Consider the following 24934-nt stretch of genomic DNA (forward strand, 5'->3'; position numbering starts at 1 on the left):
GTGCGGGTTTCGATTTTAGCTAGTGGTTCAACAGGCAATACCAGTCTGATTGAGACTGGGCAACATAAGATTTTGATGGATGCGGGTTTATCGGGTGTTAAAACCAAACAGCTGCTTAGTCAGGTTGGCGTTGATATTGCGGATATTGATATGGCTTTTTTGAGTCATGACCATTCTGATCATAGCAAGGGACTAGGGGTATTGATGCGGCGCTATCCTCGGATTGCGGCGTTTAGCAATAGTGGCACGTGGCAATATTTATGTGAAACAAATAAAATCGGCAAGCTGCCGGTGGAACAGATCAATACGATTGAGCCGGGACAAACGCAAACATTTGGCGATTTGGATGTGACCGCATTTGCGACTAGTCATGATGCCGCCGAGCCGCAATATTATGTTTTTACAAGTGGTGGCAAACGAATGGTATTTTTGACAGATACAGGATATGTGTCGAAGAAAGTTGAGAGTGTGATTGCGGATGCCGATGCTTACTTGATGGAGTTTAATTATGACGACATGATGTTGCGCAACGGTCCATATTCTTGGGGGCTGAAGCAGCGGATTTTATCAGATGAGGGCCACTTGTCTAATGAAGAAGCTGGTCAAGCCTTGTTGGATGTGGTGACGCCGCGGACGAAGCACATCTTTTTGGCTCACCGTAGTCAGCACAATAATACGGCCAAGTTAGCTTATGACACTGCCAAAAAAATGTTGATTACTGGGGATGCCAATCTCCCTAGTGATGTTCAAATTCAGTTGACTTCTCCAGAGCAGCCGACGAATTTAGTACAAATTTAATAATTTAGACGATAATTTTTCAAAAATTATTAGTATATTAGGCGATATATGTAAAGGAGATAATGATATGGAAAACCCAAATACTAATCATGGTAAAAATAAGTTTCTTGTTAAGACAGCTGTTGTTGGTGTCGTTGCGGGACTTATTGGGGGCGGTGCTTCTTATGTTGCATTAGACCAAATTAATAATGCTAATTTGAATAATAATCAGGCGCAAACAACAATTAGCTCTAATAGTGCTAAAACTTCTAAAAATAGCGCCAAAACTAGTGGGACGATGACTCCGGCATATAATGATGTTAAAGGTGCTGTCGTATCCGTAATTAACATGAAGCGGCAGTCAAATAGCAGCAATAATTCTTTGTTTGATATTTTCGGCGATAACGACAATGATAACAGCAGTAAAAAGGGTAAGCTGCAAACTTACAGTGAGGGCTCCGGGGTTATTTACATGAAGTCCGGTAATAAGGGCTATATTGTAACGAATAACCACGTAGTTTCAGGCAGTGACAAGGTGCAGGTCATGTTGTCGAACGGTAAGACGGTTAATGCGCGGATTGTAGGAACAGATGCAACCACTGACTTGGCGGTTTTAGCAATTGACTCTGGATATGTTACCCAGACGGCTGAATTTGGTGATTCTAAGACCTTACAGGCTGGTCAGACAGTTATTGCCGTTGGTTCCCCGCTGGGTAGTGAATACGCGTCAACGGTAACTCAGGGGATTATCTCAGCTCCTGCCAGGAGTATTACAACTTCTTCTGCTAACCAGCAAACAGTTATTCAGACTGATGCGGCGATTAATCCCGGCAACTCAGGTGGTGCCTTGGTTAATTCTGCTGGTCAAGTTATTGGAATTAACTCAATGAAGCTGGCTCAATCAAGTGATGGGACGTCCGTTGAAGGCATGGGCTTTGCCATTCCGTCTAATGAAGTAGTTACGATTGTTAACCAACTGGTAAAGAAGGGCAAAATTACCCGGCCACAGCTTGGCGTGAAGGTTATTGCGCTGCAAGGCATTCCAGCTAGTTATCGAAAGCACTTGAGTATTAAATCCAACTTGAAGAGCGGGATTTATATTGCTTCGGTAACTAAGAACGGTTCGGCAGCTGCAGCGGGAATGAAGACGGGGGATGTTATCGTTAAAGTTGATGGTAAAACGGTAACAGATGTTGCTTCGTTACACAGCATTTTGTATGATCATAAAGTCGGTGATACCGTCAATTTAACCGTTGATCGCAATGGTAAAACACTCAATTTACAGGTTAAACTGCAGGCTAATTAAGCGGGATAATATTCTATAATTGAACAAGAAAAAAGGCTATACTAAGCGGTTTGTACCGGCAGTATGGCTTTTTTATTAATATTAATTGTGCGAAACATTTTTTTATTCGGTAATTGAGCTTGTCAAGGAAAAAATTATTTGATAATTCTTGTTGATAATTGTGGAAAACTTTGTGGATTGTGCATAAAAGATGTGAGAATGCCTTTAAAAGCCTGTGGATAATCTGTTAATTGTGTTTAAATATTAGTGAAAATAGATTTACACAAACAATTGTTCAACCCGTTATCATAGTATTCTAGGCCAATTAGTTTGTGAAATTAGGCTATTAAAAGTATGTGTGTGGGTAAAATTTAGTAAAATAGAGAAAAAAGTTTGCCAACCACAATTTATCTGAAAATAAATGACAGCGACCACAAAATGTAGATTTCGATTTTGCACAGGTGTGGAAAAAGCAGGTGGAAAGATTGGGAATTGTGGGATAAACTAGTAATTATGAATATCAAGATTGTCTGTGTGGGAAAACTAAAGGAAAAATATTTTAAGGATGCAATTGCCGAATACCAGAAGCGATTGCGTAGATTTGCCAAAGTTCAGCTGGTTCAGGTCGCTGATGAAAAGGCCCCAGAAAAATTCAGTCAGGCGGAGCAGGAACAAGTTAAGGAAATTGAAGGGCAACGAATTTTAAGTAAAATCAAAGACAAGGAGTACGTTTATGTGACGGCGATTAAGGGTAAGGAACGAACAAGTGAAGAGTTTGCCAGTGAACTGGAAAATTTGACAACTTATGGTCATTCGGATATTACCTTTGTCATTGGTGGAAGCTTGGGCACCAGTCCGGCAGTTAATCGGCGGGCAGATGACTTACTTAGCTTTGGCAAGCTGACCATGCCGCACCAATTGATGCGTGTTGTTCTGATCGAACAAATTTACCGTGGCTTTATGATTAATAGTGGTAGTCCATATCACAAGTAGAATGGGGATAAAAATGAAATTAGCTGTTTTTGATATTGGCGGGACCACTGTTAAGACGGGAATTTATGCGAATGAAGGCATTACTGAGCAGGCAAGTTTTAAGACGCCGAAGACGTTCACCGCTTTAAAAGAAAAAATGCATGAATTAATTGACCAAGATTGTTTCACCGGACTGGCAATTAGTGCGCCTGGTGATGTCAATGTTAAAGCCGGTACTGTTGAAGGTATCAGTCAGGTACCATACTTGCATAAGCGGCCGATTTTTGCGGAATTGAAAGCAGAATTTGGCTTGCCACTAACAATTGAAAATGATGCTAATTGTGCCGGTATCTGTGAAACCAAAATTGGTAATGGTCGGCAGTTTAAGAACGTTGCGTTTATTGTTATCGGAACGGGAATTGGCGGCGCCGTTTTTATTAATCATGAGCTGTATCGTGGTTCGCATTTAGTTGGCGGTGAATTCGGCTTTATGAGGGGCAGAACGGACCGCATGTTGAGCATGGATGCGCCAATAGTCAAGGCTGCCAAAATTTATTCGCAAAAAACTAAAACGGAAGTTGACGGAAAAAAGTTATTTGCTTTGGCTAGTCAAGGCGACGAACTAGCCCAAAGTCTGGTTAATCGGTTTTATGACCTCTTGGCAAGCAGTATGTATGACCTGCAGGTTTCTTTTGATTTTGACGCGTTTATTTTGGGTGGCGGTGTGTCCGCTCGTTCAGAAATCAGCGCCGAAATCGCTAAAAGGCTCAAGCAGAAATTGACAGAGTTTGGAATGGCGCGGATTATGCCGCAGGTAATGACATGTCAGTATCATAATTCGGCCAATCTTTATGGTGCTGCCTTGAATTTTATAGCTCAAATGTAAATTAAAAAAATGTAGTCGAATTACGACTACATTTTTTATTTTAAGATGAATAATGCTAGGTTAAGTGCAATTAGAATAATAGCACTCCAGACCCAATCTCGTGCCCGCACTGGTACGGCAATGATTACGGAACGGTGGGCGTCTTCTTGATAGCCGTGGGATTCCATTCCTTGCGCTAAATTCTCGGCAGAATTGAGTGCTACCAAAATCGCTTTAAAATATAATACTGGCGACCAAAAGCTGAGATAAACGCCGCGCATCATGCCCGCCGTCCGGATTTGCTTAACGGCTTGCTTCATGCGGGGAACAATATTAAGCGCAGCCAGAACGCCGTAAGCAAATTTACTAGGTAAATGGAAATTCTGCTCAAACGAACGCGCTAATTCTTCGGCATTGGTATTAATCGTGACGCAGCTGATAGTTAAGATATAAACGTAAATTCGGCTGGACAAACCCAAAGCATTAAACAGATTAGGTGTTGGTGTGAACCATTCAAGTGTTGCAAAAATCGTAAATGCGGCAATGAACGGCACTAAAAGCAGAATTAGCAGATTCTTTAATTTGATTCGCTTAATTAGTAAATAAATAATTGCTAAAATGATGATTGCAAAATTAGTCGACAAGCTAATTTTCAATGATATTTCAAGCGAAATAATTAGGGCTAAAATAAACTTAAAACTAGGATTCATGAAAGTACCTCACTTAGTCACGTAATGCAGCTGCTTATCGGCAAAAACGAGGTGGTAGTCACACCAATCAGCTAGGCCATCGAGCTCATGACTGATAATTAGCAAAGTTTGTCCACGCTTTTTTTGACTTTGCCTAAGTAGTTGCATGACTTTTTGACTTGATACGTGGTCCAAGCCGCTTAGCGGCTCGTCAATCAGCAATACATCTTGGTCTGCGATTAACATTAGTAAAATTTGCAATTTCTTTTGTTGACCGCCGGACAGAGAATACACAACCTGGTCTAGATGTTGGTCTAAATCGAGGTCAGCTAAAACTTCGTTGATTTTTTCATCAGTAAAAAAGCCGTTAGTCCGTTGTTTTTTACTCAAGTTGATTTCGTCTTGAACGGTAACACTCAAAAATTGGTCGGTTGCATTCTGAAAAATTTGAGCAACGTGTAATAAGTATTTGCGCGTTGCCTGTTGACGCACTTCACGATTGTGGTAAGTTAAGCTGCCGCTATAAGGCAGCATTTTGGTTAGTGCGTTAAATAGTGAGGTCTTACCAACGCCGTTAGCTCCAGTAATTAGCGTGGTTTTGCCCGCAATAATCTTAAGCTGATCTTGGCTTAATAAAAGTCGGTTCTGCGTTAGCTGCGTTTTATTTAAGGTAAAGCAAGCAGCTTCATTTTGGGGCACAGCAAACGAATAATTATTCTGGTGCATGCTTGTTTGGAGTAGTTTGTCTTTAGCTAAACTGTCTAATTGTTGAACATGATGGCCTGCAAATTGAAACAGGCAATCACAGACATCTTGGTAGCCGTTTAAAACGTGGTCACTCAAAATAATCGTTTTGCCTTGATCGCGCAAGTGCGCTAATTTGGTAATTAAAAATTGTCGTGCCTGTGGATCACAACTAGCAAAAGGTTCGTCTAGCAAGAATAAATCGATGTCCATTGCAATGAGAACGGCAAGGGCCACACGTTGTTGCTCACCGCCGGACATTGTATTAATTTTTTGGTCCAGCAAGTTTTCAATTTGCGCAAATTGCACGCCGGCAGTTAGGTGCTTGTGATAATCTGCCTGTTTAACTCGTAAGTTCTCAAGTGCAAAAATAATTTCTTCTCTTGGGGTCGCCATTGTGAACTGTTCGCCAGCATTTTGAAACATGATGGCGGACTTTAAGCCGTTGAGATTAAGATCGCCGCTGACTTTACCGGCATATTTGGGATATAGACCAGCCAGTACCTTAAGTAAAGTTGACTTACCACAACCAGTAGGGCCAATTAATAGTGAAAATTGCCCCGTGGGAATTTCGAGATTAAGGTTATCAAGAATTTTAATATTTTGATCGTATGAAAAAGTTAAATTTTTGCTTGTAATCATTATTTTTACCAACTAAAAAAGTCGCTAGGACGAGATGCACTAACGACGTAAAATTCATTCATTTTCCCTTCGCTGGCATTGTCCATAGCAGGTTCAACGGGTATTATCTCAGCCTTGCAGCACCCCAAAGTTATCAAACTGATTTTACATGAAAGCTGCTTTTCTGTCTAGTCATGATAGCTTGATGAAAATAAAGTGCCAGTGAATATGGATTTTGCTATATAATAAAAGTGTTAAATTAGTAATAAGAAGGTGAAACTATGGCAGCAGTCAAATTGGCGCAATATTTAGCTAGCATTTTAAGTTCAACTAATAGCGACACAAATGAATTGCGTTTAAAAGCAGTGGGCAGCAACTTTGACCTGTTTACTGTTTATCTTGAAAATCACAACACTGGTGTTCATCGTTATCAAACAACGAATGCGATGATTTTTTATGAAGCTGGCGGTAAATCAAATATTAAAATTCACGGCCAAGATTTCGAGCTAGGAGTAGGGAATATTGTCTTTTTACCAGCTAAAAGTGATTATGAGGTTCAAAAACAAACTAAAAATGACGTTTTGGTAAAGTTAGATTTAAATTCTAAGTATAATTTACAATATTTCCTAGGAAATATTACGAATAAGGAGTCACGTGAAGAACAGGCAATTGAGCAAGTAATTAGCAAGCTGCGGGTTAATCGCCTGTTATATTTAAAGTCAACGCCAATTTCTAAGTCGGCACAATTGATGAATAGGATAATTGATGAATATTTAAATCAAAATTTATTTGCCGAGAGTGTAGTTAAAGCAGAATTAAATTTATTGCTAGTTGCGGCAGTACGTAATCAAAACTTCGCTGCAGCGCCAGCAGAAAAGCAAGGCTTTGCCAATGCAACACTTGAAAGCTATATCGATGCCAATTTTGCTGATATTACTTTAGATGCAGCTGCTAAGTATTTCGGTTTTAATCCGAATTATTTTTCTAGTTTAGTTAAACAAAAGACCGGCAAAAGCTTTGTGGAGCATGTTGATGAGCGGCGAATGCAGGAAGCACGCAATTTGCTTGCACGTCCTGATATTTCAGTTAAGGAGATTATTGCCAGGGTCGGTTACAATGGCAAGTCATTTTTCTATAAAAAGTTTAATGAATATTATCATCAGACGCCGGTTCAAATGCGTGCGGAGCTATTTCGCCAGGCTAACATTAATTTGAAATAAAAAATGATTGACAGCGCAACCAAAAGCTGTTATACCTAAACTATAATTTAATAACGAAAGTTCGTCTGGGGTGTCGCACAAGCGACTGAGATTATACTCATCGAACCTGATGTAGTTTATACTACCGAAGGAAGAGCGGCTTGTTGATCAATTTTTTGAGCCATTCTTATTTAAGAATGGCTCATTTTTATTAAAAGTCCTTTCCTTTGATAGCCGAAGGAAGGGATTTTTTGGTTACTGTTAATGGCGAAGAAGTGGCAGTCGCTGGTACATCAATTGCAACACTTTTAACCCAAAGAAATGCGCCGGTCAGCAATTTAGCAGTTGAACTAAATGGCAAGATTGTGCCTCGCAGCGATTTTGCCAATGTTCTGCTAAAAGAAAATGACAAGGTGGAAATAATTTCATTTGTTGGGGGTGGATAAATGCTAGATAGGTCACGCAATTCGGCAGTTGTCGCTGAAATGCAAAAACGTAACGTCTCGGGATCTAGCTCTAAACTAGCTGCTGCCAAGGTAACTATTGCTGGTTGTGGCGGTTTAGGAACAAATATTTCTCTTGCTTTAGCTCGCATTGGTGTTGGTCAAATAACTTTGATTGACTTTGACCAGGTTGAATTAAGTAATCTTAATCGTCAGCAATTTAAATTTAATCAAGTTGGAATGGCGAAGGTAGTTGCGATGAAGGAGAACTTGCAGGAAGTTAATCCGTTTGTAACGGTTAAGGCGATAAAAGAGCGGGTAACACTGCAAAATATCGCACAGTTATTTCAAGATGCGGATATTATCTGTGAGGCCTTTGATGACCCAGCGGCCAAAGCAATGTTATTGGAAAATGTCACGACAATTTTTCCTGATAAGCCGTTAGTCATGGCGTCAGGAATGGCGGGGATTCATAGTGCTAATGCAATTAAGACGCGAAAAATATTGCCTAATGTGTATTTAGCAGGTGATGGCAAGTCTAAAGGGACAGAGGGTCTTATGGCTCCACGCGTGACAATCTGTGCTGGTCATGAGGCAAATATGATTGTTCAGTTAATTTTAGGAATTGAAGATTTAAATTAAAAGAGGAAAACATAATGACAAATACTGAAGAAACAGATTTATTAACAATTGGCGGGCACACTTTTACCTCACGGTTTATTTTGGGCTCAGGAAAATATTCTTATGACCTAATTGACGCGGCAGTAAAGCATGCTAAGGCACAAATTATTACGATGGCTTTACGGCGGACAACGTCTGATCAAGAAAATATTCTTAACTACATTCCTAAGGGCGTGACAATTTTACCAAATACGTCAGGGTCAACAACGGCTGATGAGGCAATTAGAACCGCGCACTTAGCTCGTGAATTGAGTGGCAGTGACTTCATCAAGTTAGAGGTAGTGCCTGATAAAAAGTACTTGTTGCCTGATAATGCGGAAACTGTTAAGGCAACAGAGGTTCTGGCAAAAGAAGGCTTTATTGTTATGCCATATATTTTGCCTGACTTAAATACTGCACGGGAATTAGTCAATGCGGGCGCGGCTACTGTTATGCCGCTGGCAGCGCCGATTGGTACCAATAAAGGTTTGGCAACTAAGGAGTTAATTCAGATTTTGATTGATGAAATCGACGTCCCAGTCATTGTTGATGCGGGAATTGGTCGCCCGAGCCAAGCTGCCGAAGCAATGGAAATGGGTGCCGATGCAATTATGGCTAATACCTCGATGGCGACAGCTAAGAATATTCCATTAATGGCCGAAGCTTTTAAATTGGGAATTGAAGCAGGACGTAAGGCTTATTTGGCTGGCCCTGGCCGGGTAATTGAACACGGTGCAGTTGCGTCATCACCATTAACTGGTGTAAGTAAGTAACGTCATGCAGCAGAGTGAAAAAATAACGGTTAGTCAGCTTTTTAAGCAGATTACAACCCTGCCTAATTCTGGATTAGGACAGAACCGCTTGGTCTATTCTTCTGATTGGCTTCAGGGACAGAAATTATTAATCCAGTTTGCGTTAAAAGCGGGTTTTCAAGTTACAGTTGATGACTACGGTAATGTCTATTTAGATTTACTTGGAAAGGACCAAGAGCAAGTGATTGCGACGGGCTCGCATATGGACACTGTGAAAAATGGCGGCCGCTTTGATGGCCTGTATGGTGTTCTGGGCGGGTTACAGGCTGCTTTGAATCTGCGCGAGCGGTTTGGTATTCCGCAAAAGACGCTTCGGGTAATTTCCTTTTGTGAAGAAGAAGGCAGCCGATTTGATGCCACCTTTAGCGGCTCGAAGCACTATGCTCGCGCGGCTGAGACTAATGGCTTAGTTGATGAAAATGGCATCAAAATCGAAAATGCTCGCAGTAATGCTGTTAATGAATTGAAGCAAATTAGCGGTGTCAATTATGCTTTTCCCAAGCTGCCACAATCTTTTACTGAGTTACATATTGAGCAAGGAAACCGCCTTGACCTCAATGATATTTCACTTGGGTTAGTTATAGCGATTGTCGGTCAGCGGCGTTATCGCGTTACGGTTAACGGCATTACTAATCATGCGGGGACGACCTTGATGACTGAGCGTCACGATGCTTTGCAGGCAACAATTAAGTTAATTAACCAGTTTGAAGTGCTTGCGAGTGCAGTGGATCCACTTTTGACTTTTACAGTTGGCGAACTTGCTGTTTGGCCGAATACTTCTAACGTGATTCCCGGCAAAGTGACGTTTTTTATTGATTGTCGTCATCAAAATAATGAGCTTTTAGATGAATTTGAAAAAATGATGAAAAACACCATTGCTAATCTTCCTGATCCGCTGATTAACGTTGAATTTAAGCGCTGGGTTCATGATCAACCTGTAATTTTAAGTTCGGAAATGCTGACAAAAAATGAAAAATTAGCGCACAAAATGGGTTATTCAATCATGAAATTGGCTTCGGGTGCAGGACACGATAGTGAAATTATGAATCGTGTCGTACCAACGACAATGATTTTTGTACCCAGCATTAATGGTATTAGTCACGCACCAGAAGAAAATACCAAACCTGAGGATTTGCAGCGGGGAGTTGAATTCTTGACCGCATCGCTTTATCAGGAGGCATATTAATAATGCATAAAATTAGCTTGACTGGCCAGATCGCAATTGGTGTCTTAATTGGAGCGCTAGTTGGATTGTTATTGCCTAAGTGGGCAGAAAATTTAACGATTATTGGCGATATCTTTTTACGACTGCTGCAAATGGTAATTGTCTGGCTAATTTTGGGTGCAGTCATCGAGGCCTTAGGTAGCTTAAAGTTTGCGGAATTAGGCAAATTAGGGTTAAAAACCTGTCTTTGGTTTACCATTACAACAATTTTGGCGGCGGTTGAAGGTGTGTTTTTGGGCTTAGTTTTTAAGCCGGGAACAATGCTGCGGCTGCCGAATTTAGTAAAAACAAAAGCAGTGCTGCATTCTAGCGTTAATTTACGTGCAGCAATCTTGCAGCTGTTTCCTAATAATATTTTTGCATCTCTTACTAAAGGAAACGTGATCCAAGTAATTGTTTTTGCTGTTTTATTCGGTCTTGTTTTAAGTCGCGCCAATGAAAATAATGAGTATCATTTAGTGCTAAAGCTGATTAGACAATTTAATCAGTTAATTGTTAAGTTGGTAATGCTAATCATCAAGTTTGCACCGCTCGGCATCGCCTGTATGTTTGCCAGTACAATTGCGAAAAACGGCGGTAAAGTATTCCTGCCTTTGCTGTACTTTTTAGTGCTTTATGCTGTGGCGGTAATTGTGTTTTTACTCGCCTTGTTTATCTTTGTTAGCTTAGTTGCTCATGTATCTTTTTGGGGCCTAGTTAAAGGCCTGACTAGAATCATCGTTGTCGCTTTTACGACGACATCGTCTGCCGCAACTTTGCCAATCGAAATGATTGATGCTCAAGAAAAGCTGGGGGTTAGTAAGTCTGTTACCCAACTTGTTTTACCGCTGGGAATGGCGCTGAACAGTAATGGCTTAGCACTGTACCTATCGCTAGTTTGTATCACCTTAATGCAGCTTTATGGTGCTAGTTTGGTGCCAGTATTACTCTTAAAAATAATTTTACTGGCCGTCTTGTCATGCCTAGGGACTGTAGTAGTTCCAGGTGGCGGCATTGTTGCGTTAACAATTGCACTTCCCGTGCTTGGCTTTCCTAATACATGTATTGCTTTATTTGCTGGGATTGATTGGTTTGTCGGGATGTTCCGTGCAGTTGCTAATGTTGTCGGCGACACGATTACGGCGGTAGGCGTGGCGGCATCAACTAACCAGTTGAACAGGGATGTCTATTAGGGAGAAATAATTATGAAAATACAAAAACGACCACTATATTTAGTTACCGATCGGACTAATTTAACTGATCGCCAATTTTTAACTACAATTGAGCAAGCCTGCAAAAGTGGCGTTGATTTGGTGCAGTTACGTGAAAAACAGCTGTCTGGGCGTGAATATTACGAATTGGCGCAAGCAGTTAAGCAAATAACTGATCGTTATCAGTTACCGTTAATTATTGACGATCGCCTTGATATTGCTCAAGCGGTTAATGCCGCGGGAGTCCATTTAGGCCAAAGTGATTTGCCCGTCAAGGCTGCCCGCCAAATTTTAGGGACAGATAAGATTATTGGTGCAACAACTAAGACTTTGTCGCAAGCTCTTGAGGCAGAAAAAGAGGGTGCTGACTACTTGGGTGTGGGGGCAATCTTCCCGACACAAACCCACGTTAAGACAGTGCATACAAGTGTAGCAACGTTAAGCCAAATTAGGCAAAATGTTTCAATTCCTGTTTATGCAATCGGCGGCCTAAAGGCACATAATGTTGCGGCAGTTAAACCAGCACATGTTGCAGGGGTTGCTGTTGTATCGGCGATTATGCAGGCTGCTGACCCAATTAAAGCAACACAAGAGCTAAGACAGGCAGTTTTAGCTGCTTTATAAAAGTTAATCGTAGTAAAAAACGACATCTGCTTTTTGAACAGGTGTCGTTTTGTGATATTACATTTTTTCTAACCGTTTAATCCGGTCTTCTGTTGGTGGATGACTATCAAACAAGTGCGTAAAACTGTGCTTTTTGCGCAGTGGGTCTTCAATATACATTCCGGCGCTGCTAGGATCAGCTTTTTTCATTGGCTTACTACCAGCGATTTTTTCAAGAGCAGAAATCAATCCTTGCGGATTACGAGTAAGGTCAACTGATGAAGCATCAGCGAGGTATTCGCGGTTACGCGATAAAGCCATTTGCGCAAGACTAGCACATAGTGGCCCCAGGATAAGTACGAAAATAATCGCAACAACTTTAAAAAGAATGACAAGGTTATTATCATCATCCTTATCGCTGCCACGGTCATCGTCGAACCACCAGATATACCGGCTAGCGATTCCGGATAAATAGGAAATCACGCCGACAAGGACAGCCGCAACCGTAGATAACCTAATGTCGTAGTTGCGAATGTGAGAAATCTCGTGGCCTAGGACGCCTTCCAGCTCCTCGCGGTTCATCATATCAAGTAATCCTTGAGTTACGGCGACAGCGCTGTGGTCGGGATCACGCCCTGTCGCAAAGGCGTTGGGGCTGGGGTCATTGATGATAAAAACGCGGGGCATAGGTACACGGCCAACCATGGCCATGTCTTGGACAACGTGCCACAATTCGGGGTTATCTTGTTCGTGAATTTCACTGGCATGATTTAAGCTCATTACCATATTTGCGGGATCACGCATGACCAAAAACAGGTAAAGGACGCTGATAACCAGCGCAATAATCATTCCGCTCCATGGGCTATCACTGAAAATGTAGCCTAATCCAGCACCAACAAGAGCTAAAATTACGGCAAATAAGACCATGATGATGCCGGTTTTGCGCTTATTGCGAGCAATTTGTTGAAATAACATAATGATTTTGCCCTAATATTTAAAATTTAACCTTAGGTGCTTCTTTCTCGGCTTCACTAGCTTGTAAGTAGTCAACCTTCTTAAAGCCATGAATGCTGGCAATAATATTTGATGGGAAAGTTAGCAACTTTTGATCATAAAGGGCTGCCGATGAATTGTAAAGTTGGCGTGAGTAAGCAATCTTGTTCTCAGTGTTGGTCAGTTCTTCTTGCAATTTCAGGAAGTTTTGGTTGGCCTTTAAGTCAGGGTAGTTTTCTTGTAAAGCAAAAATTGACTTCAAGGCATCAGAAATTTGGTTAGAAACCTTTAAAGTTTGGGCCCGGTCATCTTGAGGGATGTTAGTTAATTGGTTGCGCAATTCCACAACGTTTTCTAACGTTTCCTTTTCATGTTTAGCGTAGCCCTTAGTAGTTTCAACTAAGTTAGGAATTAGGTCATTACGCCGCTTCAATTGCACGTCGATTTGGCTCCAAGATTCGTCAGTGTATACCTTGGCTTTTTGTAGGCCGTTATAAATAGCAATATAAATTCCGATTAATAAGATAACGATAATTAAAATTATCCAAGTTAATGATGGCATAGGTTGAACCTCCTTATATATACTATTTAATTATAACTGATTATTTATTTTTTGGATACAAAAAAAGGATGCTGCACAACATCCTGATTCAGATAAGTAAAGTATGTTAAACGAGCAATAGTAGCCAACCAATGATTGTTAGGATTAGTAAACCGATAAATTGCATAACTGTCCATTTTTTGAAGAATTCGTTTCTTGAGACAGTTCCGTTTTGAATGAAAGTCTTAAGCACCAACATATTGGCCATTGAGCCGATAGGTGAGCCAAAACCACCGATATTTGTGCCTAAGAACAGCGCTTTAGCGTATGGCGTAAACTTACCAACAAGGATTGTGGCCGGCACGTTGCTGATGATTTGGCTGGATAAAATCGATGTGAAGTAAGTTGAGCTTTCTGAATTAATCATTGTGTGAATAATCATGACAATGATTGGAATCTGCTGAATATCGCTAATAAAGATAAAAAAGCAGGTAAAAGTCAGCAGCAATGCGAAATCAACCTTAAGTAAAATTCGTGGGTTGATTAAAAAGGCAAGAATGATTGCAGCTAGCATTGGCCATGCAACGTTGACCACTTTGAAGACACCTAAAAAGAAGAAGGCGAACACAACGGTCGTAATTACAGTTGGTCGAATGTTGATATTGATTTGTTTTGTTTCTTGAACTGGAATTTGCTTGCGTGGAATAAAGTGAAAAATGATAAATGTAATCACTAGTGAACTGAGCAAGTATGGCAGTGACCATGAGAAGAAGGTCAAAGCGTTAACCGAATATTTGCTAACAAGAAAAATATTGTGCGGGTTGCCCCAAGGCGTAAATGCGGCCCCGATGTTAGCGCCCATTCCAATTAACGTAACCGGTAAAATTTGCGGTAAGTCGTACCTTTTAGCAATATTTAAATAAAGCGGAATTAGTGTTAATGCTGTTATATCATTGCCTAGAAACATTCCGGCAATAATTGCTAAAAGAGTGAATAGAATATTCAGTTTGCGCGTATTGTCAGCGATACTGGTTAATTTGTACGCGAGCACGTCGAGAACGTGCAAGTACGCGTAGATTTGGATGATAATTAGCATCGCGGCGACTGAAAATATTGTATGTAAGTTAATATCCCCAAGCCGCGGTCTAGCAAAAAAAAGACTTACAATAGTGACTACAGCAGTAATCTGCAAGATTTTATCACTAAAAATTTTTCTTAAGACGGTCATAAAATGTCCCCTTTCGCAAGTTATAATCATCTATAGTTATTACTTCTATTTTGAGCTTTTTTTTCGTTGTGTGCAATGATAAATTTTTGACTACGAAAATGTCAATTTACTAAGCAGGAATTTTGCTTTCTTTTATGCACACAAGCTATACTTTAGTAAGTAGGAAAAATAAGGGGGATTTATAATGAATAATGCCGAAACAATTGAAATGAATATCAAGCCTGAAGCTGCTGTAAGAATTAAGAGTCATGTTAAGGAAGGCCAAGTTGTGTTATTGGCGCTAAATGATGGTTCTAATCAGTATTCTAAAGTCGGCGGTACCTGTACGATTGGGGCTAATTTTCAATTTGTGATTTTGGATCAAACAGACCCTGAATTTTCAATTATTATCAATAATAATGTTGGATTAAATTTATTTACGAGTCCTGCAGAAATGCAATATTTGGATAATAATTTAGTTGTATCTGAAAAGAATGCCACATTGAGCTTGGCCGACGATAGCGGCGTGATTGATGGTGCGGTTTCAATTAATGAATTTCGACCATCAGACATAACAGCTAAGGATTTGCAGGAAGGCAAAACCTGCTAGTAAATTTGAATGATTAAGTAAAGTGTCCTTGAAATGTGGGGCGCTTTTTTGATTGCTATTTCAGAACGGTCGGTAGAGCTATTTGATTTCTATTGTTACGGGAATAGTTACCCTAATTTATATGCTGGCGATTTTACCGAAAATTATGCAGTACTTTAAAGAAGCAGAAATTGAGTAAGGCGGCGTTAGCCAATTGCTAGTCTTGAATCCTAGGGCTTTTCGTGGTAAACTAAATAAGATTTTCGAAAATCTGAAAGGAAGTATAGTACTATGCGTAAAGGTGAAAATTACAACACTGGTTGTGAACCAAACCAAAGACCTAAGAACAAGAAGAACGGCAAGAAGCGTGTTGCTCACGTTGCAGCAGTTGTTGCTTTCTTGAACAAGGCTAAAGCAGACGAAAACAAATAGTCTGATAATAACAAAATAAAAAGGTAGACTACGACTTGTAATCTACCTTTTTTTCTTGCTGTAAATTGAGTAAAATTGGAGTAGTAACTTTAACTTAAAGGAGAATGGCAACGTGAAATTTCAGTGCAGCAGCTGCGGCTTACGCATTAATTCGGTACATTTTAAAAAGCAGGGGTTGATGAATCCTAAATTAACGAGCATCTGTGATATTTGTCTGCAAAGAGGGCAAGACGCCAGTGACTTTGCTAATTCGGCAGTGCAGATTTTTGCTCAAGGGCTGCTCTATACGTTTGAGGGGCGAGATACTAAAACTGCCGCTGACTTCCTAGTTGCTAAAAAGGAAAGTCGTAAGCGTTATGAAGCCTTTATTCAGGATTATGACGGCAATAGCTTGGCCCAGCAACAATTGTCCCGTCATGATTTTAATGCCGCCATTATTGCCAGTGAAACTGGTGAAAACAGCTTCGTGCCGCGGATGGATTTAACCTTTGCAGAGAACCTAGAAGAATTGGGTTTGAAGGTTAATTTTCAATTAAATGAAGTTGATTATATTGACCGCGAGCGGATTCGGGCCAAGTATCATTATCGCTGCCAATATTGTGGTCGGCGCGGGCGCAGTGTTGACCACAAGAATCCGGTATCACTCTCACATAATAATGACTTAGATAATTTGATATTGTCATGTAAAGAGTGTAATAAAATTAAGTCTAATATGCCGTATACTTTGTTTATTAAGCTAAATGATGAAATTAAGCCGGTTAACCAGAAATTAGTTAAGTATGAGAATGCACTGGCGACATTGCAAGGTGAGTTTAATGAACGGCGACGTAAATTGGCGGCAACAATGCATCTTAAGGGTGTCGTTAATGATCCAGAATTAAATATGATGCGTAAGCAAAATAAGAAATTGCAGGACGCGATTGATAGTCTCAAGAGTGATTATGATGAATTGCGGTTGTTACGCGAGCAGCATTTTATGACAGGCTGGAAACTAGCCGAAGAACAGAAAGATAATGCTATTATTTAAGAGAACAAAAGTAAAAAATTTTGATAGTAGATTTAAATAATTAGACAGGATAAAAAGACAACTCATATTGAGCTGCTTTTTTTAATGGAACAGAAAGAAATATAGTAATTATAGCTCTAGGTGCGTTTTCGGATCTTGACCAGAAACCCGGGCATTATTTTGATCTAGAGTGGTAATTTGAGCAACTTCTGCTGACGTTAAATTAAAGTCAAAAATATCAAGGTTAGCTAATTGGTGTTGAGAGCTATGAGCTAATGGTAGAGGTAACACTCCCAACTGATATTCCCAGCGTAAGATTATTTGACTGCCATCTTTATGGTACTTTTGCCCCAACTGTTTGATTAAAGGCAATTGCCGAATGGGTTGACTAAGTCCCATACCAATACCGCCTAATGGACTCCACGCTTCAGTTAGAATTTGGTGCTTTTGATCGTATTGGCGCTGCTCTTTTTGACTAAAAAGGGGGTGCAATTCGACTTGATTAACTTCTGGTAATTCACCTGTTTCTTTTTGTAAGCGGTCAAGATATTCTGGCAGGAAGTTTGAAACTCCGCAAGCCTGAACTAGCCCCCGCTTTTTAGCTTCTAGTAGTGCTTGCCATGCAGAAACATATTCGTCGCGCATAGGATTAGGCCAATGAATCAAATAGAGGTCGAAGTAGTCTAAGTGCAAGCGATAAAGGGACTCTTCAATGGTAGTTAATGCTGCTTGATATGACTGGTAGCGTCCCGGTAATTTGGATGAAATCACTAGGTCGTTACGGTTAATGCTGCTCTGCTGAATGGCTTGGCCAATCGTGCCTTCGCTTTCATAATTGTAGGCAGTATCAATTAGGCGATATCCGTTGTTAATTGCGGCAGTTAATGTTTGGATGCCGGCCTTGCCCTTAATGCCAGAAGTACCAAAGCCAATTACGGGTAATTGTAGTCCATCTCTTAGAGTAAATGTAGGAATATTCATTTTATTTGCCTTTCTAATGATAATTAATATTTTCTTCAGCAGTTACTAGATCGGATAAGAAATGATCAATGGTTGATAATTCTTCGTTAGTAAAACGATCAAGTACATGTCCTAATTGTTGATCCTTTTTTTGCAGTAGTTGATTATGTAACTGTGCTAGCTGGATACCAGCTGGAGTTAAGGTATAGTGCTTGCTGCGGGCGTCTGCTTGATCTTGATTAGCGACAACCAAACCTTTTTTAATTAAAGTGGTTAAGCGTTTAGAGAGTGTTCCGCGCAGTACGCCTAAGTGTGCACGAATTTCGGTCGCTGTTGCGTGAGGCGTAGCTAATAAATACGATAAGATATGAAAGTGTACGGTGCTTAAATTTTGGGCAAGGTAATCTTGAGCAACTAACCATTTCTTTTCTTGATCTTCATTGTTGTCTAAAGCTAGCAGATGATAATATTTAGCTAAAATTTGTTGATATTTAGTCATAGTATTCCTTTATAAATTTAAATAGTTGCATCACAAATGATTAGTAGTAAACTTATTAAGTAAATAATTTCCCAGGAAACTATCTGCTTTTAATTTTATAAATTACTAGAAAGGATGTCAAACAATATGGTAAATAAAGATATTGATAAACAGACTAAGCTGGCAATTATTGCAGCAGCAATGTTGTCATTCTTAGGGATTTTGGTTGAAACCTCACTTAATGTAACCTTTCCAACTTTGGCTAAAGAATTACATGTATCTTTAGGAACGGTCCAGTGGGTAACATCTGGTTACTTACTAACGGTTGCAGTTATTATGAGCACCACCGGTTATCTTAATCAAAGATTTAATGCTCATAATCTGTTTACGGCTGCGATTACGTTCAATTTAGTGGGAACGATTATTTGTGCAAGTGCGCAGAACTTCGTTGCGCTGATTAGTGGTCGCTTATTACAAGCTGTTTCTACAGGAATCTCAACACCCTTACTGTTTAATTTAGTACTGACTTTAGTTCCGCAATCTAAGAGGGGCAGTTATATGGGATTTAGTGAGATGGTGATTTCTTTTGCGCCGGCCTTGGGTCCAACTTACGGCGGCACATTAACTTCTTTTTGGTCTTGGCGAGGGATTTTTATTGTAGCACTGGCTATTTTAATTATCACTGCAATTATGGGTGAAAAATATATTCATTTAGCGCCTCAAGGCACATTACAAAAGTTTGACTGGCTTGGGGTCTTATTATTAACGATGATGCTTGGCAGTTTAAGTACAGCTTTTACCAATGCTGGTAAATTTGGTTTTACTAGTTTTAGCTTTATTGGTTTGCTATTAGTTTCTGTCGTAATTGCGCTTGTCTTAGCTTGGCATTTGCACCGCTCATCACGTAAAATTTTGAACTTTCGCTTGTTGAAACAACCATTGGTTGCTTTAAGGTGGGTTAACTACTTTATTTTAGCATTTATCAATATTGGTATTTCATTTGTTATTCCTATTTTTGTTGAAGATTGTTTGCATCAGAGCTCGTTTATTGCTGGCTTATTATTACTGCCGGGTGCATTGGTGGGAGCGTTTGTTTCGCCTCTTGCTGGTAAAATATTCGATCATGGACAAGCCTTTAGTTCAATGTTGTGGTCAAGCTTAATTATGCTAACGGGATCATTACTCTTTTTCGGAACTACGGGTTTTATTACTACTTTAACTATTGGCATAATCTATATTTTAATGCGAGGCGGCTTTAATTTGGGTTTTAGCAACACGTTATCAGACGCTAGTTTGCAGATTACTCGTCAGGAAAACGCGGCTTTAAATTCATTATTTAACACAACGCAGCAGTATGCGGGTTCATTCGGTACTAGTGTTTTATCAGCTGTAATTGCTACTACTCAATCACATGGTGGTAGTTTAGCTGCATCTACTGCATTAGGTAGTAAGCTGGATTATGGCATTTTAGCTGTTCTTTGTGTAATCAGTTTAATCACAGTTGTCTGGGGCAGAGTAATTGTAAAACGGCAATAAGTTACGTTAACTTAGCTGATAACTTTAAAAATATTCTTCAAAAACTTGTATAATAGGTTTTGAAAAATAGAATTTATAAAAGAAGATGGAGTAACGAAGCAAGGCTCATTAGTTACAAGTAGTGAAAATAATACTCCTTTAGCTAGTCGTGTTCGGCCTAAAAATTGGGCACAATTTGTGGGGCAAGAGCAATTGCTTGGCAATGGGAAAATATTACGTGAGATGATTGAGAGCCAGCAATTATCTTCAATGATTTTTTGGAGCCCGCCAGGTGTTGGCAAGACGACTTTAGCAGAAATTATTGCACGGCAAAGCCAGCGTTGTTTGTGCAGTTCAATCTGGATTGGCTGTGAAGCATCATAAGAGTGATAATGAATTAATGACTGATAGTGCCCATTGTGAACTAAGGGAGTTTGACAAGTGGGACAAGCAGTTAAAGGGAGCTTGAGTTCAGCGACTAAAACCCTAGTAACTTGATCGGCAGCTAAATAAGTAGCAGAAAAAGTGAGGTTATTGTCTTTAATATTAAGCAAAAGTTTAGTTGAATAGTTATCAATAGAGGTCATAGTCAAAACTCCAATCTTTTTAAGTGGCGGCTGGGGCCTCTTTTTTGTACAAAAATATCTTGTTAACATAATACCACAAGGTATTCATCAACAGGATTTAGTGTACAATCATTAAAACCGACTTGTTAGTAAGTTGGCTCTTTTTAATTAACATCATTTAAGATAATATTATTGATTAAGCCGCTTCTGGCGCCGATGTAACATGATAATTGCGTTACTTTTGCGGCAGATATTGTTAAGTTATTGTTTAGAAAGGAAGTAAAGTGCAAATGGAATTAGCGCATGTTTTACGTGAAAAAAGGCAAGAAATGAATTTAACGCAGCAGCAGTTGGCAGATAAGTTACATGTAACGCGCCAAACGTTGTCACGCTGGGAAAATTCTTTGAGCTATCCTAATTTGGACACTTTGGTAGAACTAAGTGACCTGTTGGCTGTTCCGCTTGACACTTTATTGAAAGGAGACAATAACGCAATGGTTAAGAAAATTAGTTCGGATGTAAATGATAAGCGGAGATACCGCCGGTATTTGATAATTATTGGCAGTATCTTTACCGTGATTTTAATATGGCTTTGCGTTTTAGGCTATGGTCGGGCAAATCAAATGGAGTGGATTGACCGCTTTAACCCATTTTTAGAAACGAAGTATGGTTATGCTGTTTTGCCGGATAAAGTCGAAGTGAAAAAAGAACGTGGAATCGAGCAACGTGGTAAAACCGAGAAGAAGGTTTGGCTTAAAGTTCCACAAAAAGTGGATGCGTATGTTACTGACGACGCTTTTAGTCATGGTTCGTGGTTAAAGTTTTCTACTGGAGAATACGACTTAAAGCACCGCTGGGCTTATGTCATGCATAAGGGCTCATATGTATATGCAGCTCGCTTAGTTAAAAAGAGTGAGATACCTCTACAAATGCGTGAAACAATACCGGATGATTATACGCCATTTAAAGAATCAACAGGACCAGAGCATGCGTCTACTGCATTAAGAGTGAATAAAAATTTCCCGTGGTGGCCATTTAATTAATCAAAAAGAACCAACTTGTTAGTAAGTTGGTTCTTTTTATGATTATTTTTAATTATTTTGGAAGTTACGTAAGAACTTAACAGTTTTTTCGTTTTGTGGATGGTTAAGTAATTGGTCAGGACTACCTTGCTCGGTAATTACGCCATCGCTGATGAAGAAGACTTGATCGGAAACATCGCGGGCAAAGGCCATTTCGTGAGTAACAATAATCATCGTTAATCCGGTAGTGGCTAAGTCCTTCATAACGCTAAGTACTTCGCCGACCATTTCTGGATCAAGGGCACTAGTTGGCTCATCGAATAGTAAAATCTCCGGATCCATTGAAATCGCGCGGGCAATTGCGACCCGTTGTTGCTGACCACCGGACAATTGCTTAGGGCGAGCATTAATGTATTCCGCCATGCCGACTTTTTTAAGGTTGCTGATGGCAACTTTGCGGGCTTCTTCTTTGGAACGTTTCAAGACCAGCTCTTGACCAACCATGCAGTTGGCTAAGACATCTTTGTTTTCAAATAAGTCAAATTGCTGGAAAACCATGCCGACTTTGGCCCGGTAGATATTCCGGTTGTAGCCGGGAGCTAGTACATTTTCACCGTGGAAATCAATTTCACCAGCACTAGGCTCCTCTAGCATGTTAATGCAGCGTAAAGTAGTTGATTTACCACCGCCAGAAGGCCCGATAATTGTAGCAATTTCTCCTTTTTTAATATTAAAAGAAATGTCCTTTAATACTTGGTGATTACCAAAAGACTTTTGAATGTGCTTTAAACTTAAAATTGTACTGTTTGCTTGTGTCATTATTTGTTAACCTCCGTCTTTTCAGTTGGGCCAACTTGAACTTGATTGGCCATCAAATTATAGTTCTTACTGCCTTCCAGATGCTTTTCAATTAGGTTGAAAATTCTAGTAATTGTAAAGGTCAGAATTAGATAGATTACAGAAATTGTTAGGTAAGTTGGGAAGAACTTAAACGTTTGACTAGCAATCGTGGTCCCAACAAAGAACAATTCAGAAACAGAAATGATACTTAAAACTGAAGTATCCTTGATGTTAACGATAAATTCGTTAGTGATTGATGGCAGACAGTTTCTAATAGCTTGCGGCAGAATAATATGCCACATTCTCTGATTATGAGTCATCCCTAGAGCACTGGCAGCTTCAAATTGTCCTTCTGGTGTTGAGATAATCCCGCCGCGGATAATTTCGGCTAAATATGCACCAGTATTAATGGAAACAATGACTAATGCAGCTGCAGTTCTGTCGATATTAAGGTGCCAGAATTGGGCAATCCCATAGTAAATTACAGCTGCTTGAACCATCATTGGTGTGCCCCGGAAGATTTCGATATAAACGGATAATAGCCAATCGATGAACTTTAAGCCCCAACGTTTACCGCGAGTAGTTGGGGTAGGGATTGTCCGGATGATACCAACTATTAAACCAATAAAGAATCCGGCAATGGTACCAACTGATGCTAGTAGTAGTGTCATCCCGATACCACTAATAATCATGCCGCCGTATTGCTTCCACATGGAAACGAACCAGTTTTCTGGCTTTCCAGTTTTGCTCTTAGAATTGTCGGTCTTTGGTTGCTGTTTAACGGCAGTGTTCATTAACTTAACTCGTTGAGCATTAGAAATTGTTGCTAAAATTTGGTTAACTTGCTTGAGCAGCTGCTTGTTAGGCTTGGCAATCCCAATTGAAGTAACTGATTCTTCTTTAGTGGCGTGGAAACCAGGCATTTTGCTGACAGGAATAGCTTTAATATCTGGGTCAACCAATTTAAATGAAGTTGCTTCGGTATCTTCGGCTACATAACCGTCAATTGTGCCTGAAATTAAACTTTGCCGCATGGCAGCGAAGTCACGCATAGCAGGTTGACGTTTAGCGCCAGTCAATTGCTTAATTAATTGGTAGTGGAAAGTTCCTTGTTGAGCTGTTAATTTAGCGCCCTTAAAGTCAGACAACTTTTTGGCAGTAGCGTACTTGCTGCCAACCTTAGTGATGACAACGAATGTGCTCCGACGATAAGGATTAGAAAAGTTGATTGCTTTTTCACGTTCAGCAGTTGGACTCATTCCGGCGATAATTAAATCAGCCTTGCCACTAGTTAAAGCGGGTAATAGCCCATCCCATTCCGTCTTAACCACAACTACTTTACGGTGCAATTTTTGTCCGATGATTTTGGCGATTTTGACATCGTAACCATTGGCAAAAGTGTGCGAGCCATCAATTGGAACAGCGCCATTAGCGTTGTTAGTTTGAGTCCAATTGTATGGCTGGTAGTTAGCTTCCATGGCGACTTTTAGAACATTGTTGTCTTTGGCTGCAGCTTGACGAGTATTGAAACTAAATCCAATTGTTAAGCTGAGCAAAATAGCAATGAATGCAGATAACCATTTGTTTTTTGACTTCATTTTAAAACCTCCAAAAACGTTTCAAATAAAGCCAACACAATAAAAAGCGTAAATAAAAACCTCATCGTCTCTCAAGACAACGAGGTTATAATTGATCATATTTAGACAAATCATATAGCGCTCCCCGGGGAAACCGAGACAGTCCGCAGAATTTGCTTCTGCGTCCCAACAAAAATAATCGGACAAGTATTGTTTTCGTTTCGGCGGTAATCCTTACATCAGCCATCTTAGCTCTTTGCCAGCTCCGACTGAATTCGTGATTATCGCGACCTCTATTGCATTGGAAATTATTTAACTTGACTAAAAGCATAGGCTAAAAAGATTGCTTTGTCAACTATTTATTTATAGATAATGGGAAAAGTTGAATGCGTAAGTACAATTTTGTAATATTTATATACAAGATAAAAGGAGAAATATGTATGCAAAATCCAGCTGATTTAACTAAAGAAACAAAGTTGTTTAAAACAGGAAATTCATGGGTTTTTCGTGTTTTGAAGCAAGACAAAGAATTTCTTCATGCAGATAGTAATACACGTTTTAAAAAGACTATTTCGCCAGATGGGAGACAAATAACTTTTACCAAAATTGAAGAAGCTGACCCAAATTTAATGAAATATATAGAAAAGCAATATAAAAAGCATCAGCCATTAATGGAAAGATTAAAGAATTTATGAAATAACTTTTACTGATAATGAAACTGAAGAAGTAATGCTTGGATTAGCAGAATGGATTAAAGAAAGGACACTGGGCTAGATAATATGACTGCTGATCCAGAAGATTATGAGGAAATCATTATGCCAAGGTTGCGGGGAAATAATTATTATCAGGTACTTGCTGATAACAGGCTAATCGGCTTTTTGTGATTGAGCCAGCAGATAAAAATCAGGGTGTTTATGAATTAGGTCTGGGCATGAAGCCGAATTTAACAGGGCAAGGAAAAGGGCAGGAATTTCTGCGACAAATATTAGCCTTTGTAACAAGTAAACTTGCAATAATAGAGCTTATTTTAGACGTTGCCAAATTTAGCGTGCGTGCGCAAAAAGTCTACCAGCACTTAGGTTTTACCCCAGTTAAAAAGCACCATTCTTCTTAATCGAGAACG

General features: G+C 39.8%; 27 protein-coding genes, 1 pseudogene and 2 riboswitches. Of the genes and pseudogenes, 19 read left to right on the plus strand and 9 right to left on the minus strand.

Translation table 11 applies throughout. The features are described from left to right. From PT287_RS04640 to PT287_RS04655, 4 genes are all read left to right on the plus strand, one after another. Positions 1-798, plus strand: a complete 798-nt coding sequence (locus PT287_RS04640) for an MBL fold metallo-hydrolase (RefSeq protein ID WP_277133008.1) — start codon at positions 1-3, stop codon at positions 796-798. A 67-nt stretch (positions 799-865) separates the two neighbouring features. Further along, positions 866-2083 (plus strand): trypsin-like peptidase domain-containing protein, encoded by a 1218-nt coding sequence (locus tag PT287_RS04645; protein WP_277133010.1) that lies wholly within the window; start codon positions 866-868, stop codon positions 2081-2083. 492 nt (positions 2084-2575) lie between these two features. Then, positions 2576-3055, plus strand: a complete 480-nt coding sequence (gene rlmH / locus PT287_RS04650; protein ID WP_277133375.1) for a 23S rRNA (pseudouridine(1915)-N(3))-methyltransferase RlmH — start codon at positions 2576-2578, stop codon at positions 3053-3055. Positions 3056-3068: 13 nt separating this feature from the next. Further along, complete coding sequence (locus PT287_RS04655) at positions 3069-3920, plus strand: ROK family protein (protein WP_277133012.1); 852 nt, start codon at positions 3069-3071, stop codon at positions 3918-3920. Between the two features lie 35 nt (positions 3921-3955). On the opposite strand, the gene PT287_RS04660 is transcribed toward PT287_RS04655, so the two are convergent. After that, positions 3956-4609 (minus strand): energy-coupling factor transporter transmembrane component T, encoded by a 654-nt coding sequence (locus PT287_RS04660; RefSeq protein WP_277133014.1) that lies wholly within the window; start codon positions 4607-4609, stop codon positions 3956-3958. A gap of 9 nt (positions 4610-4618) precedes the next feature. Continuing rightward, positions 4619-5977 (minus strand): ABC transporter ATP-binding protein, encoded by a 1359-nt coding sequence (locus PT287_RS04665; protein ID WP_277133376.1) that lies wholly within the window; start codon positions 5975-5977, stop codon positions 4619-4621. A 44-nt stretch (positions 5978-6021) separates the two neighbouring features. Beyond that, a riboswitch (TPP riboswitch) is annotated at positions 6022-6111 on the minus strand. Between the two features lie 123 nt (positions 6112-6234). Here PT287_RS04665 and PT287_RS04670 point away from each other — a divergent pair. The 7 genes from PT287_RS04670 (at position 6235) to thiE (ending at position 12106) form a co-directional block, all read left to right on the plus strand. Beyond that, positions 6235-7173: an AraC family transcriptional regulator gene (locus PT287_RS04670; RefSeq protein ID WP_277133016.1), complete on the plus strand. Its 939-nt coding sequence runs from the start codon at positions 6235-6237 to the stop codon at positions 7171-7173. A 56-nt stretch (positions 7174-7229) separates the two neighbouring features. Beyond that, a riboswitch (TPP riboswitch) is annotated at positions 7230-7324 on the plus strand. Positions 7325-7403: 79 nt separating this feature from the next. Beyond that, the gene (thiS, locus tag PT287_RS04675; RefSeq protein WP_277133018.1) at positions 7404-7598 is read left to right on the plus strand and encodes a sulfur carrier protein ThiS; all 195 of its coding nucleotides are present in this window, start codon (positions 7404-7406) and stop codon (positions 7596-7598) included. Further along, positions 7599-8237, plus strand: a complete 639-nt coding sequence (thiF, locus tag PT287_RS04680; protein WP_277133019.1) for a sulfur carrier protein ThiS adenylyltransferase ThiF — start codon at positions 7599-7601, stop codon at positions 8235-8237. 14 nt (positions 8238-8251) lie between these two features. Then, a complete protein-coding gene (locus PT287_RS04685) occupies positions 8252-9028 on the plus strand; it encodes a thiazole synthase (RefSeq protein WP_277133021.1) in 777 nt (258 codons plus the stop codon). Between the two features lie 4 nt (positions 9029-9032). Continuing rightward, positions 9033-10253, plus strand: a complete 1221-nt coding sequence (locus PT287_RS04690) for a M20 family metallo-hydrolase (protein WP_277133023.1) — start codon at positions 9033-9035, stop codon at positions 10251-10253. 2 nt (positions 10254-10255) lie between these two features. Beyond that, the gene (locus PT287_RS04695) at positions 10256-11464 is read left to right on the plus strand and encodes a dicarboxylate/amino acid:cation symporter (RefSeq protein WP_277133025.1); all 1209 of its coding nucleotides are present in this window, start codon (positions 10256-10258) and stop codon (positions 11462-11464) included. A 12-nt stretch (positions 11465-11476) separates the two neighbouring features. Beyond that, entirely contained in the window at positions 11477-12106 is a 630-nt protein-coding gene (gene thiE, locus PT287_RS04700; RefSeq protein WP_277133027.1) for a thiamine phosphate synthase, read from the plus strand. A gap of 57 nt (positions 12107-12163) precedes the next feature. Here the strand turns inward: thiE and htpX are convergent, their stop codons facing one another. The 3 genes from htpX to PT287_RS04715 form a co-directional block, all read right to left on the minus strand. Continuing rightward, complete coding sequence (htpX, locus tag PT287_RS04705) at positions 12164-13060, minus strand: zinc metalloprotease HtpX (RefSeq protein WP_277133030.1); 897 nt, start codon at positions 13058-13060, stop codon at positions 12164-12166. Positions 13061-13079: 19 nt separating this feature from the next. Further along, complete coding sequence (locus PT287_RS04710; RefSeq protein WP_277133031.1) at positions 13080-13640, minus strand: LemA family protein; 561 nt, start codon at positions 13638-13640, stop codon at positions 13080-13082. A gap of 106 nt (positions 13641-13746) precedes the next feature. Further along, positions 13747-14847 (minus strand): SLC13 family permease, encoded by a 1101-nt coding sequence (locus PT287_RS04715; RefSeq protein ID WP_277133032.1) that lies wholly within the window; start codon positions 14845-14847, stop codon positions 13747-13749. A gap of 184 nt (positions 14848-15031) precedes the next feature. Between PT287_RS04715 and PT287_RS04720 the strand changes: the two genes are divergently transcribed. The 3 genes from PT287_RS04720 (at position 15032) to PT287_RS04730 (ending at position 16874) form a co-directional block, all read left to right on the plus strand. Next, positions 15032-15436 carry an iron-sulfur cluster biosynthesis family protein gene (locus PT287_RS04720; RefSeq protein ID WP_277133033.1) on the plus strand — a complete coding sequence of 135 codons (405 nt, stop codon included), beginning with the start codon at positions 15032-15034 and terminating at the stop codon, positions 15434-15436. A 270-nt stretch (positions 15437-15706) separates the two neighbouring features. Then, complete coding sequence (locus PT287_RS04725; protein ID WP_090094091.1) at positions 15707-15847, plus strand: hypothetical protein; 141 nt, start codon at positions 15707-15709, stop codon at positions 15845-15847. 112 nt (positions 15848-15959) lie between these two features. Next, on the plus strand, positions 15960-16874 hold the full coding sequence (locus PT287_RS04730; RefSeq protein WP_277133039.1) for an HNH endonuclease signature motif containing protein: 915 nt from the start codon (positions 15960-15962) through the stop codon (positions 16872-16874). A 108-nt stretch (positions 16875-16982) separates the two neighbouring features. On the opposite strand, the gene PT287_RS04735 is transcribed toward PT287_RS04730, so the two are convergent. Together PT287_RS04735 and PT287_RS04740 are read right to left on the minus strand one after the other, a co-directional pair. Next, entirely contained in the window at positions 16983-17834 is an 852-nt protein-coding gene (locus PT287_RS04735) for an aldo/keto reductase (RefSeq protein WP_277133041.1), read from the minus strand. Positions 17835-17847: 13 nt separating this feature from the next. After that, positions 17848-18312, minus strand: coding sequence for a MarR family transcriptional regulator (locus PT287_RS04740; RefSeq protein ID WP_277133043.1), 465 nt, complete (start codon positions 18310-18312; stop codon positions 17848-17850). A gap of 126 nt (positions 18313-18438) precedes the next feature. On the opposite strand from PT287_RS04740, the gene PT287_RS04745 reads away from it, so the two are divergent. From PT287_RS04745 to PT287_RS04755, 3 genes and pseudogenes are all read left to right on the plus strand, one after another. After that, positions 18439-19827: an MFS transporter gene (locus tag PT287_RS04745; protein WP_277133045.1), complete on the plus strand. Its 1389-nt coding sequence runs from the start codon at positions 18439-18441 to the stop codon at positions 19825-19827. Between the two features lie 75 nt (positions 19828-19902). After that, a pseudogene (locus tag PT287_RS04750) lies at positions 19903-20145 on the plus strand (AAA family ATPase); the annotation flags it as partial. 517 nt (positions 20146-20662) lie between these two features. Beyond that, complete coding sequence (locus PT287_RS04755; RefSeq protein ID WP_277133047.1) at positions 20663-21415, plus strand: helix-turn-helix domain-containing protein; 753 nt, start codon at positions 20663-20665, stop codon at positions 21413-21415. 48 nt (positions 21416-21463) lie between these two features. On the opposite strand, the gene PT287_RS04760 is transcribed toward PT287_RS04755, so the two are convergent. After that, positions 21464-22213, minus strand: a complete 750-nt coding sequence (locus PT287_RS04760; RefSeq protein ID WP_277133049.1) for an amino acid ABC transporter ATP-binding protein — start codon at positions 22211-22213, stop codon at positions 21464-21466. Then, positions 22213-23832 (minus strand): ABC transporter substrate-binding protein/permease, encoded by a 1620-nt coding sequence (locus PT287_RS04765; RefSeq protein WP_277133050.1) that lies wholly within the window; start codon positions 23830-23832, stop codon positions 22213-22215. Before PT287_RS04765 ends, PT287_RS04760 begins: the two co-directional genes overlap by 1 nt. Before the next feature lie 419 nt (positions 23833-24251). On the opposite strand from PT287_RS04765, the gene PT287_RS04770 reads away from it, so the two are divergent. Next, positions 24252-24506, plus strand: a complete 255-nt coding sequence (locus PT287_RS04770) for an AbrB family transcriptional regulator (protein WP_277133052.1) — start codon at positions 24252-24254, stop codon at positions 24504-24506. Positions 24507-24691: 185 nt separating this feature from the next. Next, positions 24692-24925: a GNAT family protein gene (locus PT287_RS04775; protein ID WP_277133054.1), complete on the plus strand. Its 234-nt coding sequence runs from the start codon at positions 24692-24694 to the stop codon at positions 24923-24925. Positions 24926-24934: the final 9 nt, after the last annotated feature.

It is taken from the genome of Lactobacillus sp. ESL0679, from assembly GCF_029433515.1.
Classification (GTDB): Bacteria; Bacillota; Bacilli; order Lactobacillales; family Lactobacillaceae; genus Lactobacillus.

Bases quoted from the DNA above. Each gene is read 5' to 3' on its own strand.
- PT287_RS04645 (WP_277133010.1), top strand. From the start codon at position 866: ATGGAAAACCCAAATACTAATCATGGTAAAAATAAGTTTCTTGTTAAG.
- rlmH (WP_277133375.1), top strand. From the start codon at position 2,576: ATGAATATCAAGATTGTCTGTGTGGGAAAACTAAAGGAAAAATATTTT.
- PT287_RS04655 (WP_277133012.1), top strand. From the start codon at position 3,069: ATGAAATTAGCTGTTTTTGATATTGGCGGGACCACTGTTAAGACGGGA.
- PT287_RS04660 (WP_277133014.1), bottom strand. From the start codon at position 4,609: ATGAATCCTAGTTTTAAGTTTATTTTAGCCCTAATTATTTCGCTTGAA.
- PT287_RS04670 (WP_277133016.1), top strand. From the start codon at position 6,235: ATGGCAGCAGTCAAATTGGCGCAATATTTAGCTAGCATTTTAAGTTCA.
- thiF (WP_277133019.1), top strand. From the start codon at position 7,599: ATGCTAGATAGGTCACGCAATTCGGCAGTTGTCGCTGAAATGCAAAAA.
- PT287_RS04685 (WP_277133021.1), top strand. From the start codon at position 8,252: ATGACAAATACTGAAGAAACAGATTTATTAACAATTGGCGGGCACACT.
- PT287_RS04690 (WP_277133023.1), top strand. From the start codon at position 9,033: ATGCAGCAGAGTGAAAAAATAACGGTTAGTCAGCTTTTTAAGCAGATT.
- PT287_RS04695 (WP_277133025.1), top strand. From the start codon at position 10,256: ATGCATAAAATTAGCTTGACTGGCCAGATCGCAATTGGTGTCTTAATT.
- thiE (WP_277133027.1), top strand. From the start codon at position 11,477: ATGAAAATACAAAAACGACCACTATATTTAGTTACCGATCGGACTAAT.
- htpX (WP_277133030.1), bottom strand. From the start codon at position 13,060: ATGTTATTTCAACAAATTGCTCGCAATAAGCGCAAAACCGGCATCATC.
- PT287_RS04710 (WP_277133031.1), bottom strand. From the start codon at position 13,640: ATGCCATCATTAACTTGGATAATTTTAATTATCGTTATCTTATTAATC.
- PT287_RS04715 (WP_277133032.1), bottom strand. From the start codon at position 14,847: ATGACCGTCTTAAGAAAAATTTTTAGTGATAAAATCTTGCAGATTACT.
- PT287_RS04720 (WP_277133033.1), top strand. From the start codon at position 15,032: ATGAATAATGCCGAAACAATTGAAATGAATATCAAGCCTGAAGCTGCT.
- PT287_RS04725 (WP_090094091.1), top strand. From the start codon at position 15,707: ATGCGTAAAGGTGAAAATTACAACACTGGTTGTGAACCAAACCAAAGA.
- PT287_RS04735 (WP_277133041.1), bottom strand. From the start codon at position 17,834: ATGAATATTCCTACATTTACTCTAAGAGATGGACTACAATTACCCGTA.
- PT287_RS04740 (WP_277133043.1), bottom strand. From the start codon at position 18,312: ATGACTAAATATCAACAAATTTTAGCTAAATATTATCATCTGCTAGCT.
- PT287_RS04745 (WP_277133045.1), top strand. From the start codon at position 18,439: ATGGTAAATAAAGATATTGATAAACAGACTAAGCTGGCAATTATTGCA.
- PT287_RS04755 (WP_277133047.1), top strand. From the start codon at position 20,663: ATGGAATTAGCGCATGTTTTACGTGAAAAAAGGCAAGAAATGAATTTA.
- PT287_RS04760 (WP_277133049.1), bottom strand. From the start codon at position 22,213: ATGACACAAGCAAACAGTACAATTTTAAGTTTAAAGCACATTCAAAAG.
- PT287_RS04765 (WP_277133050.1), bottom strand. From the start codon at position 23,832: ATGAAGTCAAAAAACAAATGGTTATCTGCATTCATTGCTATTTTGCTC.
- PT287_RS04770 (WP_277133052.1), top strand. From the start codon at position 24,252: ATGCAAAATCCAGCTGATTTAACTAAAGAAACAAAGTTGTTTAAAACA.